This window comes from Thermococcus sp., from assembly GCF_027011145.1.
Classification (GTDB): domain Archaea; phylum Methanobacteriota_B; class Thermococci; order Thermococcales; family Thermococcaceae; genus Thermococcus.
On the sequence record NZ_JALVAO010000060.1, the window covers coordinates 26,064 to 43,662 of the forward strand.

The following is a 17,599-nucleotide window of genomic DNA, read 5'->3' on the forward strand; positions in this document are numbered from 1 at the left end:
GGTGGTGGTCATGGTCAAACAGGAGGAATACGAACCAAAGGAAGAGTACGAGATGAGCATACTGGATAGAATCAGTGACAGGCTCATAGACGGCCTTGCATCCTTTATAAGCCTCTTCAAAAAGGACTGGAAGCGAAGGAATCAGTCGAGAATTAAAGAATGGAAGCTAATGGCGTACGCCATAAACCGTTCCCCTCCGACGTTGCTCGGGCTTTTCATAGTCATCATTTACATCTTCATCGGCATATTTGGACCTTACTTGACTCCTTGGTCGTATGACTTCTTCCCAGTGAATTACAACTACTCAACCCAGCTTGCACCACCGGGCTCGACTTACTTCCTCAACGTTACGGAGCTCAAAAACGGGTACATAATCCACTACACGACATACATCCACTATCCCCTCGGTTCGGACACCTACGGAAGGGACGTTCTTAGTCTTCTTCTCGCGGGAGCCAGAACGGCGCTGGTGTTGGACATATTTATCATCCTCATAGGCCCGACAATAGGAATAATCCTCGGACTGATTTCCGGCTACTACGGTGGGAAGGTCGATGAGGTCATAATGCGTATTACGGACATGTTCCTGGCATTCCCGGGGCTTATACTCGCCATTGCCCTCTCCGCGGTTCTACCGGGCAGAATTCAGAACTTCCTGAATGCCCACACATGGGCCCAGACGCTCGTTTTAAAGCTCTTCGCATTGCACCCGAGAGACGTTAACAACCTTGGAAAGCTCTTGGCGGTTTTTGTCGCTCTGGTCATAGTCTGGTGGCCGGGCTACGCTAGGGTAACGCGCGGTTCAACGCTGACGGAGAAGGAGAACCTATACGTCGAGGCTGCCCGTGCGATAGGCCTACCAACCAGAACGATACTCTTCAGGCATATACTTCCCAACATCATAGGCCCTATTTTGGTTATGATCACGATGGACTTCGGTGGAATAATCCTTACGGAGGCTGGCCTGAGTTTCCTTGGACTCGGTGCCGTTCCACCAATACCGGACTGGGGTAACCTAATCAACCAGGGTTCACAGCAGTTCCCACAGGCATGGTGGCTCGTTGCCTTCCCGGGATTGGTTATAGTCACCGTCGTCCTTGGCTGGAATCTCCTCGGTGATGGTTTGAGAGACGTCCTTGACCCGAGGACAAGGAGGAGCCTCGAGTTCAAACTCAAGAAGAAGTCCGGTGGGGGTGAAGAGAATGCCTGAGCCCATCATAGAAATCAAAAACCTCAGCGTTTACTTCTACACCTACGCAGGTGTTGTCAAGGCGATAGAGAACGTGTCCTTTGACATCTACCGTGGCGAAACACTGGCCCTCGTCGGTGAGACCGGCTGTGGAAAAAGCGTCACCTCAAGGGCGATAACCAAGCTCATCGAGAGCCCCGGTAGGATAGTGAACGGTCAGGTGATTTACCACAGGGACGACGGCTCAACAATCGATTTGCTCAAGCTAAGCGAAGAGGAGATACGGGAAATCCGGGGTAATGAGATAGCATACATCTTCCAAGACCCGCATTCCTCCCTTGACCCCCTGTACACCGTTGGATATCAGATAGGTGAGGCCATGGAAGTTCACGGCAAGGTCAAGAACATAAAAGAAGGCATAGCGAAGGCTGTGGACATTTTGAGGGAAGTCCTCATCCCAGATCCTGAGAGGAGAGTTAAAAATTATCCCCATGAACTTTCCGGGGGTATGAAACAGAGGGTTGTGATTGGAATAGGGATAGCCAACAACCCGAGGTTGCTCATAGCTGACGAGCCCACAACCGCGCTCGACGTTACCGTTCAGGCACAGATACTCGAGCTTCTCAACGAGCTGAAGAGAAAATATAATGCGACAGTTCTCCTCATAACTCACAACCTGGGTGTTGTTGCGGAAACGGCCCAGCGCGTCGTTGTCATGTACGCGGGGAAGGTTGTTGAGATAGGCAGTGTTGACCAGATATTCCACAACCCCCTGCATCCATACACCATTGCACTTCTCAGGGCAGTGCCAAACCCCCTAAAGAGGATAGAAAAGCTCGAGAGCATTCCCGGAACAGTCCCGAACCTTATAACTCCACCGAAGGGCTGTCGCTTCCACCCGAGATGCCCACTGGCTGAAGAGCGTTGCAGAAAAGAGGAGCCCAAACTCAAGGAGATAGAACCGGGCCATTTTGTGGCCTGCCACAGATACTGAGGTGATGACGATGGAACCAGTGCTCAAGGTTGAAAACCTCAAAAAGTATTTCCCCGTTAGGAGCCTCCTGAGAACTGTTGCGTGGGTTAAAGCCGTTGATGGAGTCAGCTTCGAGATAATGCCCGGTGAAACCTTTGGACTGGTTGGGGAAAGCGGTTGCGGGAAGACAACCACGGGAAGAACAATACTCAGGCTCATCGAACCGACAGAGGGCAAGATTACCTTTATGGGAAAGGACGTGACAGGGCTCAAGGGGAAGGAACTCCTCTGGTTCAGGCGACATGCCCAGATAATGTTTCAGGACCCGTATTCCTCCCTTAACCCAAGACAGACAGTTTTCAACATTATAATGGAGCCAGTCAAGTTCCACGGTATAGAGGTCGATGACCCGGAGGAGTTCGTTATACGCCTGTTGGAGAGCGTTGGTCTTAACGAGATGCACCTCTACCGCTATCCCCACGAGTTCTCCGGGGGACAGAGACAGAGGATTGCATTGGCTAAAATACTCGCACTTCAGCCCGACTTCGTTGTCCTTGACGAACCAACTTCCGCCCTCGACGTTTCGGTTCAGGCCAACATTTTAAACACCCTCAAGGAGCTCCAGAAGAAGCACGGCTTTTCGTATCTCTTCATAAGCCATGACCTTGGCGTTGTCAAATACATGAGCCACCGCATGGGGGTCATGTACCTCGGAAAGCTCGTGGAGATAGGCCCGGCCGAGAGAATCTTTGAGAACCCGCTACATCCCTACACCCAGATGCTCCTCTCGGCCATACCAATCCCCGATCCCGAACTCGCAAGGAAAAAGAAGAAAATGGAAATTAAGGGCGAACCTCCGAGTCCAATCAATCCGCCGAAGGGCTGTCGCTTCCACCCGAGGTGCCCCCTGGCCAAGGCAGGACTCTGCGACAAGAAAGAACCGCCTCTCATCGAAGTTGAAAAAGACCACTACGTGGCCTGCTGGCTCTACGCAAAGTCCTGAGCCCTTTTCCTTATTTCCTCCGTTACTCCAACGTTTTTAAAAAGCGCGGAGAAAAATGCAGTCCTGAAAACCGGGTCGATTTTGAGGAGGTTTGTGTAGACCTTATCAACCCCTTCCTCTCCAAGAACCCGTCCATTGGCGAGCCGGAGCTTTCTGTAAAGAACTCCCAGTTCTGTGATTTTAACACCTTCAAGTTCGTCTTCACCTTTGACGCCCAGTATTCTCTCCAGCAACGCAAGGGCAAGCGAATACTCCCGCTCAGCCTTCGACAGTTCCTCATCTATTGCAACGTGTCTGCTGTGACCCGTTGGGATTCCAAGTATTCTCCAGACGTTCCAGCGCCTCATGTGGGTTATCCTCTTCTCCCTGACCTCATTTGAGTTTTCAAGGAGTTCCCGGTAAAGCCCCTTCAGGAGTTCTTCAACGGGTTTTCCCAGAAGTTTCGGAAGCGCGTCGTTGACCTCTTCCTTTAGGGCTACTGCCGAGGTATCTTTTATCATAACGACCTTCCTCGGCTCAAGGGAGACGAACTCGATGAAGTATGTGTCAATCGCAAAGGTTCCCCTCTTTTTCCCATTTTTTCTCACTTCAAAGAGAACGTATGGAACGTTCATGGTCATCCCAAACCTATTTAACCACCTCCTCAATAAGGCTTGCGGTTGAGATGAGGGTTGACGAACTCCCAGTAGATGAGAGGATAAAGGACATCATCAAAGGCCGGGGCATAAGGGAGCTCTACCCACCGCAGGCCAAAGCCTTAAAGAGCGGTGTTTTAGAAGGCAGAAACCTTGTTCTGGCAATTCCAACCGCCAGCGGGAAGACCCTTGTGAGCGAGATAGTCATGGTGAACAGGCTCCTCCGGGATGGATGTAAAGCGGTTTACCTCGTTCCGCTGAAGGCCCTGGCCGAGGAGAAGTACCGCGAGTTCAAGGAGTGGGAAAAGCTCGGTCTTAAGGTTGCCGCGACGACCGGCGACTACGACTCAACGGACGAGTGGCTTGGGAAGTACGACATAATAGTTGCCACCGCCGAGAAGTTCGACTCGCTCCTGAGGCACAACGCCAGATGGATTGACGATGTAAAACTTGTGGTTGCCGACGAGGTTCACCTTATCGGTTCGTACGACAGGGGAGCGACGCTGGAGATGATTCTAACCCACATGCTCGGAAGGGCCCAGATTTTGGCCCTGAGTGCCACAGTCGGCAACGCCGAGGAGCTGGCGGAATGGCTTGATGCAGAACTTGTAGTTAGCGACTGGCGTCCCGTTGAACTAAAAAGAGGAGTTTTCCACACGGGAACGCTCATCTGGGAGGACGGCAAGGTAGAAACCTACCCCGAGAACTGGTATTCCCTCGTCGTCGATGCCGTGAAGAGGGGTAAAGGGGCCCTCGTCTTCGTAAACACAAGGAGGAGTGCAGAGAAGGAAGCAATAGCCCTCTCAAGGCTGGTATCAAGCCACCTCACCAAGTCCGAGAGAAGGGCCCTTGAGAGTTTGGCCTCCCAGCTTGAGGACAATCCCACGAGCGAGAAACTGAGAAGGGCAATAAAAGGTGGCGTTGCCTTCCACCACGCCGGCTTAAGCAGGGCCGAGAGGACTTTGATAGAAGACGCCTTCAGGGAGGGGCTGATTAAGGTCATAACGGCGACGCCGACCTTAAGTGCTGGTGTCAATTTACCGTCATTTAGAGTAATAATCCGCGACACCAAGAGATACGCGGGCTTTGGCTGGACGGACATTCCAGTCCTTGAGATACAGCAGATGATGGGCCGTGCCGGAAGGCCGAAGTACGACAGGGTTGGAGAGGCGATAATAATAGCGAGAACTGACGAACCCGGCAAGCTGATGGAGCGCTACATAAGGGGGAAACCGGAGAAACTGTTCTCCATGCTCGCCAACGAGCAGGCCTTTAGGAGCCAGATTTTGGCCCTAATCACGAACTTCGGAATAGGGAGCTTTGGAGAACTGGTTCGCTTCCTCGAAAGAACCTTTTACGCCCACCAGAGAAAGGATTTAAGTTCCCTGGAATACAAGGCCAAGAACGTTGTTTACTTCTTAATCGAGAACGAGTTCATAGATTTGGACCTTGAGGAGAAGTTCATGCCCCTTCCATTCGGCAAAAGGACGTCCCAGCTCTACATAGACCCCCTCACGGCTAAAAAGTTCAGGGACGCCTTCCCGAAACTCGAGAAAAACCCGAACCCCTTTGGAATCTTCCAGCTCGTCGCCTCAACCCCAGACATGGCGACTTTAACGGCCAGAAGGCGCGAAATGGAGGACTACTTCGACCTGGCATACGAGCTTGAGGAGGAGCTCTACTCAAGCATACCCTACTACGAGGATTCCCGCTTTCAGGGCTTCCTGAGCCAGATAAAGACAGCCAAAGTCCTCCTCGACTGGATAAACGAGGTTCCCGAAGCAAGGATTTACGAGACCTACGCGATAGACCCGGGCGACCTCTACAGACTCCTGGAGCTGGCCGACTGGCTCATGTATTCCCTCATAGAGCTCTACAAGCTCTTTGAACCGAAGGAGGACGTTCTTCAATACCTTCGGGACCTTCACCTAAGGCTCAGACACGGCGTTCGCGAGGAGCTCCTTGAGCTGGTTAAACTTCCGAACATCGGAAGGAAGAGGGCGAGGGCCCTGTACAACGCCGGCTTCAGGAGCGTTGAGGAAATAGCCAACGCGAAACCAGCGGAGCTTCTTGCCGTTGAGGGAATCGGAGCCAAAATCCTCGACGGAATATACCGATACCTTGGGATAGAAAAGCGGGTGAGGGAAAAGCCAAAGAGGAAGGGGACCCTTGAGGACTTCCTCAGATAGCCTCTCCTTCTCCTCCCGTCCAGAGAACAAAGACGTTTCTTTCCGGGTTAAGGCCATTTTCATGTGCTTCTGAGTATAACCTTCCGCCTGTTCTCTGGCCGAGGAAATACGCCAGAACAAAGGTCAGTATAAAGGGAACTCCAGAGGCGTTCCAGCTGAGTCCGGCAAGGTACCTCATAAGCACTACGAGGGGAACCGGAAGGTGAACGGCCAAGGCCCATTCAAGTTTGTTACCCGTTCTCTTTGCGTGTGCCCTCCAGAACCCGAACGGGATATTTACGAGGAACGTAACTACGAGTCCGATAATGAACCAGCTCACGTTCATCTTTCCCACCAACACTGTTCCTGTGACAAACCTTAAAAAGTTTTGCTATCCTAATTAAACCCAACTTTTTTAAAGCTCCTTCCCCCTACTCGGGGTGGGCTCGATGATTGTAATAGTAACGGGAATGCCCGGTTCTGGAAAGAGCAAAATCGTGAAAGAGTTTGAGAAGAGAGGTTTTCCAAGCGTTTCTCTCGGCGATATCGTGCGCGAGGAGACCGTAAAGCGAGGCCTTGAGCTTACCAAGGAGAACGTTGCCAAGGTGAGCATTAGGCTGAGGCAGGAGCTGGGCCAGAATGCCGTGGCTAAGCTCGCCGTTAGGAAGGTGGAAGAGCTCCTGAAAAAAAGTCCAATCGTCGTTATCGATGGGGTTCGTTCCCTTGATGAGGTAGGAACGTTTAGAGGAGCCTTTCCAGATGAGGACATAGTCATAGTGGCCGTGCACACACCACCAAAGCTTCGCTTTGAAAGGCTTAAAGCCCGCGGAAGGCACGATGACCCCAAAACGTGGGAGGACTTTGAGGAAAGGGACTGGAAGGAGCTCCGCTTTGGAATCGGTGGCGTTATAGCGATGGCAGACTACATGCTCGTTAACGATGGGAGCAAGGAGGAGTACGAAAAAAAGGTCAAGGAACTCGTTGAAGTTATCCTAGCATTGAGTCGAGGAGAAGCATGACGTAGAAGCCCGCAAAAAAGCCCAGTGTAACCAGGGTCTCACTCTTCTCGCTTTTGTATATCTCCGGAATCATCTCCTTCACCGTAACGTAGAGCATTGCCCCGCCGGCCATTCCGAGGCCGTAAGGCAGGAGCCAGCTGAAGAGCGTGAAAAAGTAAGCACCGAGCAAGACCATCGCCATCTCAGCGAAACCGCTGAGGATTCCCATCAGAATGGGCTGGAGGCGTTTCTTCTGAAGTGTGGCGAGCGGAAGGGAAACAACCGTTCCCTCCGGAAAGTCCTGGATTCCTATGGCTATCGCAGTAACGAGACCAACCTCAAGGTTGTAAACGAGCGACGTTCCGACGGCCATTCCCTCTGGCAGGTTGTGGATTATGACCGCTATCACCAGAAGCCAGACTTTCCTGAGGCGGTTTTTCATGGATTTTGGACCCTCGTAGCCTTTAACGAGGTGCTCGTGTGGTAGAAGCCGGTCTATTGCATAGATGAGGAGAACCCCCAGGGCTATCCCTACCCCGGCGGGTGCAAAAGAGTCGGTGCTCTCTATTGCGGGGAGGATTAGGGAGGTGAAGGAAGCGACTATCATGACTCCAGCGGCAAAGCTCAGAGAAAAGTCAACTCCTTCTTCGGGTATTCTTCTGGCAAAGATTGCAACCATTGCACCGAGTGATGTCATTATCGCGACGAACAGACCAGCGTAAAAGGCCACCCATATTATCTCGCCGTTTGAAACCGCGAGTATCCACTCCGCTAGGTTTTGAATGAAGTTTTCTAACATCATTAGGCCACCCTAACAAATTCGGCGGTTGGGTTTATAAGCCTTCTTCAGAGCTTAAACCGGTGAGTGGAATGGAGGAGTTGTTTGAAGAGGTTGAGCTCGAGGCGTACGTTTATCCCACTGAGGACATCGAGAAGGTCAAAAAGGCAATGCTGAACCTCGTTCCGGACCTTGAGTTTGAAACGTTCGAGAGGGATGAATACGTTATTCTTACCGGACGGACGAGGAGCAAAAAGGCACTGAGCAGGCTTTACGAGCTGTTCCGAGGACAGGCGATACTCGATACCGCGAGGAGTTTTCTTGAGGAGGGCTACTTCGGGGAAGAGATAATCGTCAAGGTTAACAAGCAGGCCGCCTACGCCGGCGTCGTCAACTTCAACGAGGAGGGCCCTCTGGGGCCGATAACGATAATCATCAGAACGAAAAATCCAAAGAAGCTCATGAAGTGGCTCGCCCCGAGGACGAAGGACGGCGTGCCAATAGAGTAAAAAGAAACAGTGTCATTCCGATTTCCTTTTTCGTCCCCAGCTTATCCTTGCTGTCAGGATTTTCTCGCTTGCGAAGACCCTTGCGGTTACGTAAAGGGTAGCTCCTGCAACCGCCGTCAGGTAGAGTATGCTAACTCCAAGCGCCGTGTAGTTACCCATTATAACGTAGCGGTAATCAACAACCGGGTGCGTGAATGGGCTGGCGAGGAGGATGTATCTGCCGACCGCTGGAAGCGCGTTGAGGTCCACGAACATCAGGATGAAGGACGGGAACGCCAGCGGTAGTATAACCGAGCTGACGATTGTATTTGCGCTCTGCACGTCCTCCGCGAAAACAGCTAGAAGCATCGCCAAGCTCAGGGAAAAGGCTATCGTCAGGAACACCACAACACCGAAGAGGAACATTCCAAGGGGTGTTATTGAGAGGCCGAGCTCGCTCAGTGAAACGCCTGTTTCAGCCCCAAAGCCCGCCATGTACTGCTTGAGGCCAATCATGTAGGCGAGAGCCGCAATCACCCCCATAACGGCAGTTCCGGTTATCTTTGATGCGACTATCGTCGTTCTCTTCACCGGGAGCGTCAGAAGGGTTTCCAGTGTCTTGTTTTCTTTTTCGCTCGCCACAGCTCCAGCGGACATCTGGGAGGTTATCATGACCATTAGAAAGACTATGAGGGGTAGTCCGTATGACTGAGACGCCAGAACCTGGGAAACAACCGTCGGAGGAACGTTCACGATTCTGCCGAGGAGATAGGACTTGCTCTCCGCCCTTATCGGGTGCAGAATCGCGTCGGGATTTTTGGCCCCGAGTTGCTGAACTTTGAGCTTCGCTATCTCCTCCGAAAGGACGTTTATTACGGCGTTAATTCTGCTCTCACTCACGCTCTCCTTCATTCCAGAACCTATCCCTTTGAAGACGCCGTATATCTGGAGGGTGGCAATCCTGTTCTCTTCTATGCTCTCGCTGAAGTTATGGGGAATCACAACCAATACGTTCTGATTTTCTTCGAGGGCCTTTTTGAGCGCTTCACCTATCGAGTTGGCCTTTATCAGTGTAACCGAGACGTTCGGCGTGACGTTAAGGGCCCTTATCAGCAACTCCCCGTACTTTCCGTCGTCAAAGTTCACAATTGCCACGTGCGTTTCTTTCGTTGCGCTCTCAAATCCGAACTGCATCATCTTCCCAAGTGCCGGATAAACAATCAGCGGGACGATTATAAGGCCAAAGATGAGCTTCTTGTCCCTCATAAGGTTCTTAACTTCCTTCTTGGCCAGAACGAGAAAATCGCTCATGAGCCCTCACCCCCAACGGGTTCCGGAATGGAAACCCCAACGGCCCTCATGAAGACCTCCTCGAGGTTCTCCGCGTTGTATCTTTCCTTCAGCTCTTCCGGTGTTCCAGCTTCAACTATCCTCCCGCCTGAAATCATCGCCACCCTGTCGCAGAGGAACTCTACCTCCAGCATGTTATGGCTTGAGATAAGAAATGTCGTCCCCTCTTCCCTTGCAAAGCGTCTTATCGTCTTCCTGATTTCGTAGGCGTTCACTATGTCAAGCCCGCTCGCGGGTTCGTCGAGTATGGCCAGCTTTGGTTTGACCATCAGAGCTCTAGCTATCAACAGCTTGCGCGTCATTCCCTTTGAGTACGTTGAAACCTTGTCGTCGAGCCTCTCTCCTAAGCCGGAAAGTTCAATGCCGAGTTTCAGCATTTTTCTGGCCTTACCCTCGTCCTTGGCGTAGAGCCTCGCCATGAACTCAAGGTATTCCCTCCCCGTCAGGTTCTTGTAGGCACCGGCCTCCTCGGGGAGGTAGCTTATGAGGGCACGGACTTTCTCGGGGTCTTTAACCACGTCGTAGCCGGCTATCTTTGCAGTCCCTGCGGTGGGCTTGAGGAGGGTTGCAAGAATCTTGAGTGTGGTGCTCTTCCCGGCACCGTTGGGCCCAATTAGGCCGAATATTTCCCCCTCGCCTATGGAGAAGCTTATCCCCCTGAGGGCCTTGATTTTGCCGTAGTCCTTCTCAAGGTTAATTACCTCCACCATCTCCATGAGTGACCCTCCCGAGGTTGTAGACAACGAGGCCGAGAGTGGCCAGAACCACGCCAAAGAGGAAAAAGACTCTCTATCCCAGCGTATCCGGCTATGATAGCCGTTCCCAGGCCGGAGGAAACGGCGAGCCATCCGTTGCGCCGGTGAGTGTTTTTGAAGTCGTGAGAAAGCCCAATGAGGAGCGAACCGAGCATTATTAGGGCCAACTCCACAGTTAGTAGGGGAACGTTTACACGGGTGAGAACCTTTCCGCTTGGAATGGCCATGCACGCCAGCCGCTCAAGTGGGGGCCTGGCAATTCCCAGCCCTATGCCCATGAGATACAGAACCAGACCCATGGGTTTCTTCCAGTTCATCTCACTCACCATCATATATGAAAACGTCCTCGATTTTAACGCCGAAGAACCTCGCAATTCTGAAGGCCAGCTTCAGGGAGGGGTCATATTTGCCCTTCTCAATCGCTATAATCGTCTGCCTCGTAACGCCGAGGGCTCTGGCGAGCTCCTCCTGTGTTAAACCTTTCTTCTCCCTCAGCTCGCGGAGGCGGTTTTTCATGTGGAGAGCACCTCTCACATAATTCTGGAGTAGTAATGCCTTAGGACTATCTTAAGAATCGCCGTTAGAGCTAGGGTTATCGAGGAAGTAACGTAGATTCCTTTCCAAAATTGACTGTTCCTTGAGTTAAAAGACGAAATAACTACTGTGATTGACATCATTATTATTAAAGCCTGAAGGGCTCTCCTTGATGCTGTCTCGTCTATTCTGAGCGTTCTCTCATCGTTAAAAACTATTCCCTCGCGCTCAAGCCACTCCGAGTATGAGAAAAGAGTTATCATCAATCCCACGAGAATCCCCAGCGCGAGAGAGGGGTTGTTGGAGAGAATTGCAATCGCAAGCAATGATCCTGCGATTCCTGTTATGAAGTAGTTTACAAGTTCTGCTCTCTTCATCTTATCACCATGTAAAGTTTCCTTCACGTAAAGCTTCCTTTACATCCTTATAAGCCTTGCCCCCAAAGTTTTTTAAATCGAGGATTGAAACTCAAAACCGCGCGGGGGTAGCCGAGCCTGGCCAAAGGCGCGGGATTTAGGGTCCCGTCCCGTAGGGGTTCCCGGGTTCAAATCCCGGCCCCCGCACCATAAGAAACTTTTCCCAAAAGTTTCATCGCTGGCGAAAGGTAGGTGTCTCTTCTATAATAAATTCTGAAAAGGCTTTTTATCCTCCTTACCCTTCTGAGGAGTGTTTTACTGTCTAAAGCGCTCCTTGGGAGCCAAAAAGGTTAAAACTGTTTGGAGGAGTTATCTTGGGTCAGATCCTTTGTAACTTGCTTTTTAGTAATGCACGACTAACTACTGTCCCTTAATTTGGAGTAAGGCACTCTTCAGAGACCTCCAAAAGCCAAAACAAAGTTTTTTCATTCTCCAATGAGCCTCGTGTGCTCCTGCTTGATACAGCGGTGGGTGACGGCTATTAGGCCGGCCTCTCTGGCCCTCTTAAATGCCTCTCTGTCGTAAGTTCCGAACTGGAACCACACGACCTTTGCTCCCTTCTTTATCGCCTGCTCGACGTAGTCCCGCGTGAGTTCCGGTCTCACGAAGAGGTCTACTATCTCAACTTCGTCCGGAATGTCAAGCACGCTCGGATAGCACTTCCTTCCAAGGACTTCTGAATAGCGCGGGTTAACGGGGTAAACCTCGTAGCCCTTCTCGATTAGATAGCGCATAACCTCATTTGAATCCCTCTCCGGTTTTGGCGATGCCCCAACGAGGGCAATTTTCCGGTATTTCGTCAGAATCTCCCTCACATCGTCGTCGGTCAGCTTGTCAACGGGGATTATCCTAACCATAGTATCACCACCATAGGTTTGGGAAGGAGTTTAAAGCGTTGGCGGAAACTTCTACCGATGGGTCATGCTCTACGAGGAAACGCTCTACTCCCGGTGGATAATTGTGCTCCTCGTCCCGCCGTTGGTGGCAATGGCCACCGGCCTCTACCTGAGCGTCTCACACGGCGAGGGAGTCGAGATAATGGCCATCGCCATGGGCCTCACCGTTGCTGTCGTCCTTGAGGTTATGGCAATTAGGATAAGGATTTACGAGGACAGGATTCTCATAACCGGTTACCTCGGCTTCATGATTCGGAAGACCGTCAGGCTCGGTGAAATCGAGTGGTTTGCCGTCAGGGAGGGCTGGATGCGCTGTTATGGCACGATCCACTTCACTCTGCCCGCCAGGGGCTGCGTTGTGCTGAGGCAGAAAAAGGGTCGGACGGTTTCCTTCACGACGAATAATCCCGACGAGGTGGCGCGGGTTCTCGTTTCGCTGGGCGTTCCACGAGGAGCGTAGTCCCATCCACCCCCACAACCTTAACCCTCTCCCCCGCTTTTGCGATTCCGTTAACGCACTCGGCCCGCCACAGCTCGCCGTCGAGCTTGACGGTTCCCCTGGGGGTCAAATCCTCAATGACCCTCGCTTCCCGGCCTATCAGAGCCTCGGCTCCCGTTGAGGACTTTTTCTCAAGGCCTCCCCCGAGGACGTACGGCGCTATTAGAATGTCCTTGATTAACAGAACTCCCAGAATCAGCCCAGTAATTGGTAGGGGCACGTCTATCCCAACCGCGGGCAGAACAGCGAGCAGGACGACCGCCACTATTATCTCATCGGCGGTCAGTGCTATGAATTTGAGAATCCTTCCGCTCACTCCCGACCTTCCAGCCATCTCCACCCCTCGTTTACCTCAATTATCCCCCACCAGCGCCTCAGTTTCCTCCTCGCCCTTTCGTAGTCGGGGTAAAATCTCCCAACGAGGGCCCAGAACTCGCGGGAGTGGTTGAGGTGCCTCAGGTGTGCCAGTTCGTGGATTACAACATAACCGATTAGGTCCTCCGGTAGCGCGACGAGACGGAGGTTAAAGCTCAGGTTTCCCCTGCCTGAACAGCTCGCCCACTTCGTCCTCTGGTTCCTTATGTAGATTTTCCCGGGTGAAACGCCCATGAGAATGGAGTAGAAGGCTATCTTGGGACTTAACTTATCCCTCAGGAGCCCTTTAAGGGCACTTCTGGCCCTTTCCCTTTCCTTCGGCAGGACGAGCCTTTCTTCCTCCAGTTCCAGCGTTCCAACGTTATCAAGCTTGAGCTCGTAGAACTTTCCTAAGAGCGGAAACCCACGGCCGGCCTCTTTCCTCACCTCTTCGAGCTCCGCCAGCCGGTTTCGCAACCAGCGTTCGTGCTTCCTCAGAAAGGCCTCAACGTCAAAACCCTCCGGTGCCGTAACTACAACCCTGCCGTCGGGCTTTATTTCAAGCCTCGCGTATCTGACGGGCCTCCTTCGAACCTCGACCTCCATTGAACCACCCGTTACCACGCTGTTTGGAGCAGACCTCCGCCGTAGGCGAGCCACAGGAGGAATGCAGTGGCAAAGGGGACTGTGAACTCGTCGTAGGCCGAGCGCAGGGGGAGACTCTCGATTAGAGTCGCGATAAACGCCACCCCAAAGATTAAGTTCCAGTTAGGGTCCACTGAAAGAACTCTGTGCGCTCCCCAGAGTGCGAGGGCCGAAACGAGGAACATCGTCGCGCTTCCAACGAGCGTTTTTCGCCTGTTCCAGGGAATCCTCGGCCCGCCAACGGTCTGACCGACGATGGCGTTAAAGCAGTCGCCGAAAGTTGAAACCCACAGCGCGGACAGTGCCATGAGCTTTGGAAATACCGTGCATATAATTCCCATCGTTGTCCAGAAGAGGAAGCTACCCATGAAGTTGTCCATCTCATCTTCCCTTGCCATCGTTTTATAACTCAAATCCGCTATCGGCACGGTGAACTTCCATCCCCTGAGCAGTTTCAGATGCTGTAGGGTGTAGAGAAAGGCCAGCGACCAGACGACGAGTAGAGTAACCCATTTCGGCGTGAACAGTATTATTGGAGCACCTAAAATTCCCGGCGAAACGTGCCAGAGCTTTCTAACCAGCTCTCTTCGTGAAATGCGGTTCATGATTTCACCTTTAATTGGTGGGGAAAGGGATATTTATCGTTTTCTTTCGTGGCGATAACTATAAAAGTGCATAATCTATACCGCCATGTATGCGGGTAACATTTGAGCGTATTGTTGTAGTAGACGGGACCCCTGAAAAGTTGAAAAAGTTTCTGGAGGAGAACACTTTCGTTTACTGGGTTGAGGGTCTAAATGAAGAGGTATGGAAGCTTGCACCAAAGTTCATTGGAGAGCGGTATGAGCGTCATTTTTACCTTGTAGATTTTGAGGGCAGGAGTTTCCTACTAGCCTCGACGGTTCCCCTTAAGCTTCCCGTTCTCGGTAACCGGGTTGCTAAGTTCGAAGGAAGCAGAAAAGCCGTCGCGAAAAGAGTTATGTTACACTTTCTCGACCCATTTAGGAGGTTCGTTCGGCTTCAGAAGAGCGCGGACATAGGGATTAAGCGGGTTCTCTACTTGGCGGTCCTCTATGCCATCTTCCTCTGGTTCAGCCCATATCTTTTGCTCGTCATCGTTCCTATAACTCTACTTGAGTTCGTACCTGGCAATACCAAGGTCGTGGTTAGAGATGGCGGTGACCTGAGAGTGCTTGCAAGAGAAAAACGAGCTCTATGGGCTCGTGAATTTTTGATTGGCGCATGGCTCATAGTAATAGGGGTCGCCATGAATCTGTATCGGGCTTATAGGGGAGAGGGGAGTATGGAAGATGCAATATTCTTGAGCGGGCTTCTCATAGGTATTGCCTTTGATAGTTATTTGAAGTTTCGGAAGAAGTTTTCTCAACAATCGCTATAACCATGGAGTTCACATTCGTCCCCGTCGGTCCTGTCTTGAGGAGCGCTCCAACTTTCTTGAGAGCATGGTAGGAGTCGTGCTCCTTCAATGTCTTTTCAACGTCTATTCCTGCATCTTCAAGCTTCCCGAGTGTTTTTCCATCAACTATTCCGCCGGCTACCTCCGTAGGTCCGTCGGTTCCGTCGGTGTCAAAAGCCACCACCGTCGCGTTCAGTCCTGCTATCTTTCTCGCTATGCTGAGTGCGAACTCCTGATTTGGACCGCCCAATCCTTTTGAATCGCCAACCGTTACCGTCCACTCTCCCCCGAAGACCATGAGAGCTGGCCTTTTCAGGGGTCTGTCCTTTTTTGCGATTTCTTCCACTATAGAGCCCACTGCAAGTGCAATTTCCCTTGCTTCACCCTCAAGCGTCGTTGCCATGACCGCGGAATTAAACCCGAGTTCTCTGGCCTTCTCCACAACGGCCTCGCAGGCTTTTTCGTTGTCGGCGATTATGAAGTTGTGAACGTTTGGAAGGCTCTTGGGAGTTTCCTCGACCAGGCCTTTAAGTCCCATTTCTATGTGTTCTCGAACGGACTCGGGTAGCTTCTCCCAGATGCCTCTCTTAACCAGAATCTCGTAGGCATCTCTGTATGTTGTTGGGTCCGGTGCCGTTATCCCTGAGGCTATTGAACTCACATCGTTCCCAATAACGTCCGAGATAATCAGGCTAATCACCGTTCCCTTTACAGCCTTTGCAAGTCTTCCTCCTTTAACCCTGGAGATGTGTTTTCTTACGGTGTTTATCTCCCTTATTGTTGCTCCACTCCTCAGGAGGAGTTCATTCGTAATTTTCAAGTCGTTCAGGCTTATATCCCCTGCGGGATACACAAAGAGGGCACTACCTCCCCCCGAAATCAGCGTGAGGAGTATATCCTCCTTTTTCACATTTTTTGCCAGTTCCAGCCCTAGTTTCCCGGCCAAAAGGGAGTTCTCATCGGGGACGGGGTGTCCAGCCTCGATTACCCTGACTCCCTTAGGACAGCCATCTGTGTAGCCGTATTTCGTCACCACAAGGGACTTCTCAATCATCTCCTCAGGAAGAACGTCGAAAAGGGCTCTGGCCATTTTGCAGGATGCCTTTCCGATGGCCAGGACGTGAACTTTTCCCTTAATCTTGAATTCGGTTTCTTTTACTCTTAGTTTTCCCTCTTTGAACGTCAGAGAACGCTTAACCGCCAAGTACGGGTCTGCTGACTCCAGTGCTTTTCTAATGAGCTCAAACATGATGTTGGTCTTTTCTCCTCTCATGGTGAGAGGTTTGAAAAAAGTGTTTAAAAATCAGTCGAGCATAGCCAAAACCTTGTCGACCTCGTTCGAAACCTCAATGTCAAAGAGATGTATCGTCGGCAGGAGCCACCAGAGGCGGTAGTTGTGAGTCTTGTCTTCCTCGCCGTAGTACTGGAAGACGAACCTTCCAAAGCCCGTCATGTCGCGGTGTATGTCCCTGACTTCCCTGATTACGCGCCTGACCTTCGGCGGGTACTCCTCGTATGGGAGGGGAATGCTCTTGACGAAAACCCTGTCCTTGAAGAAGTCCGTTGTAAGACCAACGCTACCCACGTGCTTTTCGAGCTGGTTGAACTTCTTGGCCGTCCAGAAGCGGTGGAGAATTATCCTAGGATCCTCCTTAGCTAGGGGGAAGTTGCCTTCCTCAGTATCGAGCCAGAACTCAAGGTAGGGCTGGCCCCTCTCTATGATTATCCTTGCCAAGAGTCTGGCGTTCTTCGGTATTTCCTTCTGGGTCTCGCTTATGTGGTACTCCTTGCCGTCTTGGGTGTAGGTTTCGCCTTCTTCTCTCGTTCCAGCCCTTGAGACGAAGTACGCTTCCTTTCCATCTATGGTTCCAAGGTGTAGGTCGTAGCCCCAGGCTTTCAAATCCTTGAACTTGAACCTCCTCTCAGCCGGAACTACTCCGGTGTTCTCAACTATGTAGTAGCCCTCAAGCATTTTCTTCACCTCAAGTAAATAAAAGTGTTGAGACTTTTAAGCTTTTTCCTCATCTATTATGAGCTCCACGGTGACCTCGGTTTCCGGATTTTGGAGGAGCTCTACGAGCTCTCTCTTCAGGTCCCTGGCGGATTTATTGGCCCTTATGGCCAATGTCCTTCCGTCTATGTAGTCGCTCTTCCTTATCACCATCGAGATTGGGCTTTCGAGCTTTAGATCCGGACTTCCGTAGGCGGTTACTTCATCTTCAACGTCTCCGGCCCTAATCACTATTTTCAGTTTGGCTCCCCTCTTCAGGGCCTCTTTGAATTCCTCTCTAAGGTCTTTCAGGGCCTTATCAGCTGAAACGCAGATTATGCAGTCTCCTCTCGGAGTGAGGAAGTCCTCGGTGGTTATCTCCAGTGTCGAGCGGTGCGTTGCCCTGACGTTTTCATGCCCCCTGCAGTGTATTATTTCCACGAGCATGGGTTCAGCTTTTCTTTGCCCTATAAAACCCTTGGGTTTTCCATCGGTTGCCCACGGGTGGGAA

23 protein-coding genes and 1 tRNA gene are annotated in these 17,599 nt (G+C 51.6%); 9 read left to right on the forward strand and 15 right to left on the reverse strand.

Annotated features, from left to right (window positions below; all coding sequences use genetic code 11):
* Positions 1-10: 10 nt before the first annotated feature.
* Genes MVG27_RS07850 through MVG27_RS07860 form a run of 3 tightly spaced genes read left to right on the forward strand, consistent with a single transcriptional unit; the run spans position 11 to position 3,165 of the window.
* Positions 11-1,210, forward strand: coding sequence for an ABC transporter permease (locus MVG27_RS07850; protein ID WP_297550193.1), 1,200 nt, complete (start codon positions 11-13; stop codon positions 1,208-1,210).
* Positions 1,203-2,183 (forward strand): ABC transporter ATP-binding protein, encoded by a 981-nt coding sequence (locus MVG27_RS07855; protein ID WP_297550190.1) that lies wholly within the window; start codon positions 1,203-1,205, stop codon positions 2,181-2,183. Before MVG27_RS07850 ends, MVG27_RS07855 begins: the two co-directional genes overlap by 8 nt.
* A 4-nt stretch (positions 2,184-2,187) precedes the next feature.
* Complete coding sequence (locus MVG27_RS07860; protein WP_297466980.1) at positions 2,188-3,165, forward strand: ABC transporter ATP-binding protein; 978 nt, start codon at positions 2,188-2,190, stop codon at positions 3,163-3,165.
* Here the strand turns inward: MVG27_RS07860 and MVG27_RS07865 are convergent.
* Positions 3,150-3,785: a hypothetical protein gene (locus MVG27_RS07865; protein WP_297550189.1), complete on the reverse strand. Its 636-nt coding sequence runs from the start codon at positions 3,783-3,785 to the stop codon at positions 3,150-3,152. The genes MVG27_RS07860 and MVG27_RS07865 overlap by 16 nt on opposite strands.
* Before the next feature lie 44 nt (positions 3,786-3,829).
* Here MVG27_RS07865 and MVG27_RS07870 point away from each other — a divergent pair, with 44 nt between their 5' ends.
* Positions 3,830-5,989 carry an ATP-dependent DNA helicase gene (locus tag MVG27_RS07870; RefSeq protein WP_297556469.1) on the forward strand — a complete coding sequence of 720 codons (2,160 nt, stop codon included), beginning with the start codon at positions 3,830-3,832 and terminating at the stop codon, positions 5,987-5,989.
* Here MVG27_RS07870 and MVG27_RS07875 read toward each other — a convergent pair.
* A complete protein-coding gene (locus tag MVG27_RS07875; RefSeq protein WP_297550697.1) occupies positions 5,982-6,314 on the reverse strand; it encodes a hypothetical protein in 333 nt (110 codons plus the stop codon). The genes MVG27_RS07870 and MVG27_RS07875 overlap by 8 nt on opposite strands.
* Positions 6,315-6,417: 103 nt before the next feature.
* Between MVG27_RS07875 and MVG27_RS07880 the strand changes: the two genes are divergently transcribed.
* Positions 6,418-6,987 carry a dephospho-CoA kinase gene (locus MVG27_RS07880; RefSeq protein WP_297550654.1) on the forward strand — a complete coding sequence of 190 codons (570 nt, stop codon included), beginning with the start codon at positions 6,418-6,420 and terminating at the stop codon, positions 6,985-6,987.
* Here the strand turns inward: MVG27_RS07880 and MVG27_RS07885 are convergent.
* Positions 6,956-7,765 (reverse strand): ZIP family metal transporter, encoded by an 810-nt coding sequence (locus tag MVG27_RS07885; RefSeq protein WP_297550699.1) that lies wholly within the window; start codon positions 7,763-7,765, stop codon positions 6,956-6,958. The two genes, MVG27_RS07880 and MVG27_RS07885, sit on opposite strands and share 32 nt — an antisense overlap.
* Positions 7,766-7,836: 71 nt before the next feature.
* On the opposite strand from MVG27_RS07885, the gene MVG27_RS07890 reads away from it, so the two are divergent.
* The gene (locus tag MVG27_RS07890) at positions 7,837-8,253 is read left to right on the forward strand and encodes an RNA-binding domain-containing protein (protein ID WP_297467019.1); all 417 of its coding nucleotides are present in this window, start codon (positions 7,837-7,839) and stop codon (positions 8,251-8,253) included.
* A gap of 12 nt (positions 8,254-8,265) precedes the next feature.
* Here the strand turns inward: MVG27_RS07890 and MVG27_RS07895 are convergent, their stop codons facing one another.
* The 5 genes from MVG27_RS07895 to MVG27_RS07915 are packed head-to-tail and all read right to left on the reverse strand — an operon-like array spanning position 8,266 to position 11,248.
* The gene (locus MVG27_RS07895; RefSeq protein ID WP_297550656.1) at positions 8,266-9,543 is read right to left on the reverse strand and encodes an ABC transporter permease; all 1,278 of its coding nucleotides are present in this window, start codon (positions 9,541-9,543) and stop codon (positions 8,266-8,268) included.
* Positions 9,540-10,298, reverse strand: coding sequence for an ABC transporter ATP-binding protein (locus MVG27_RS07900; protein WP_297550658.1), 759 nt, complete (start codon positions 10,296-10,298; stop codon positions 9,540-9,542). Before MVG27_RS07900 ends, MVG27_RS07895 begins: the two co-directional genes overlap by 4 nt.
* Positions 10,280-10,654 carry a hypothetical protein gene (locus tag MVG27_RS07905; protein WP_297550659.1) on the reverse strand — a complete coding sequence of 125 codons (375 nt, stop codon included), beginning with the start codon at positions 10,652-10,654 and terminating at the stop codon, positions 10,280-10,282. The genes MVG27_RS07900 and MVG27_RS07905 overlap by 19 nt, the downstream gene beginning before the upstream one ends.
* 1 nt (position 10,655) lies before the next feature.
* Complete coding sequence (locus MVG27_RS07910) at positions 10,656-10,853, reverse strand: helix-turn-helix transcriptional regulator (protein ID WP_297550661.1); 198 nt, start codon at positions 10,851-10,853, stop codon at positions 10,656-10,658.
* 14 nt (positions 10,854-10,867) lie between these two features.
* Positions 10,868-11,248, reverse strand: coding sequence for a DUF2178 domain-containing protein (locus MVG27_RS07915; protein WP_297550663.1), 381 nt, complete (start codon positions 11,246-11,248; stop codon positions 10,868-10,870).
* Between the two features lie 101 nt (positions 11,249-11,349).
* Between MVG27_RS07915 and MVG27_RS07920 the strand changes: the two genes are divergently transcribed.
* Positions 11,350-11,437: transfer RNA gene (locus MVG27_RS07920), tRNA-Leu, on the forward strand.
* Between the two features lie 275 nt (positions 11,438-11,712).
* Here MVG27_RS07920 and MVG27_RS07925 read toward each other — a convergent pair.
* The gene (locus MVG27_RS07925; RefSeq protein WP_297550665.1) at positions 11,713-12,144 is read right to left on the reverse strand and encodes a CoA-binding protein; all 432 of its coding nucleotides are present in this window, start codon (positions 12,142-12,144) and stop codon (positions 11,713-11,715) included.
* A gap of 64 nt (positions 12,145-12,208) precedes the next feature.
* Here MVG27_RS07925 and MVG27_RS07930 point away from each other — a divergent pair, with 64 nt between their 5' ends.
* Positions 12,209-12,643, forward strand: coding sequence for a hypothetical protein (locus MVG27_RS07930; protein ID WP_297550667.1), 435 nt, complete (start codon positions 12,209-12,211; stop codon positions 12,641-12,643).
* On the opposite strand, the gene MVG27_RS07935 is transcribed toward MVG27_RS07930, so the two are convergent.
* From MVG27_RS07935 to MVG27_RS07945, 3 genes are read right to left on the reverse strand one after another with little or no spacing between them, the layout of a single operon-like run.
* Positions 12,576-13,016 (reverse strand): NfeD family protein, encoded by a 441-nt coding sequence (locus MVG27_RS07935; protein ID WP_297550669.1) that lies wholly within the window; start codon positions 13,014-13,016, stop codon positions 12,576-12,578. The two genes, MVG27_RS07930 and MVG27_RS07935, sit on opposite strands and share 68 nt — an antisense overlap.
* A complete protein-coding gene (locus MVG27_RS07940; RefSeq protein WP_297556470.1) occupies positions 12,995-13,642 on the reverse strand; it encodes a SprT family zinc-dependent metalloprotease in 648 nt (215 codons plus the stop codon). The genes MVG27_RS07935 and MVG27_RS07940 overlap by 22 nt, the downstream gene beginning before the upstream one ends.
* Before the next feature lie 11 nt (positions 13,643-13,653).
* Positions 13,654-14,286, reverse strand: a complete 633-nt coding sequence (locus MVG27_RS07945; RefSeq protein ID WP_297550672.1) for a phosphatidate cytidylyltransferase — start codon at positions 14,284-14,286, stop codon at positions 13,654-13,656.
* An 89-nt stretch (positions 14,287-14,375) separates the two neighbouring features.
* Here MVG27_RS07945 and MVG27_RS07950 point away from each other — a divergent pair, with 89 nt between their 5' ends.
* The gene (locus MVG27_RS07950) at positions 14,376-15,080 is read left to right on the forward strand and encodes a hypothetical protein (protein WP_297550674.1); all 705 of its coding nucleotides are present in this window, start codon (positions 14,376-14,378) and stop codon (positions 15,078-15,080) included.
* Here MVG27_RS07950 and MVG27_RS07955 read toward each other — a convergent pair.
* Genes MVG27_RS07955 through MVG27_RS07965 form a run of 3 tightly spaced genes read right to left on the reverse strand, consistent with a single transcriptional unit; the run spans position 15,016 to position 17,535 of the window.
* Entirely contained in the window at positions 15,016-16,371 is a 1,356-nt protein-coding gene (locus tag MVG27_RS07955) for a glycerate kinase (protein WP_297550676.1), read from the reverse strand. The two genes, MVG27_RS07950 and MVG27_RS07955, sit on opposite strands and share 65 nt — an antisense overlap.
* 30 nt (positions 16,372-16,401) lie before the next feature.
* Positions 16,402-17,070 carry a TIGR00703 family protein gene (locus MVG27_RS07960; RefSeq protein WP_297550701.1) on the reverse strand — a complete coding sequence of 223 codons (669 nt, stop codon included), beginning with the start codon at positions 17,068-17,070 and terminating at the stop codon, positions 16,402-16,404.
* Positions 17,071-17,106: 36 nt separating this feature from the next.
* Positions 17,107-17,535: a DUF371 domain-containing protein gene (locus tag MVG27_RS07965; protein WP_297550678.1), complete on the reverse strand. Its 429-nt coding sequence runs from the start codon at positions 17,533-17,535 to the stop codon at positions 17,107-17,109.
* Between the last annotated feature and the right edge of the window lie 64 nt (positions 17,536-17,599).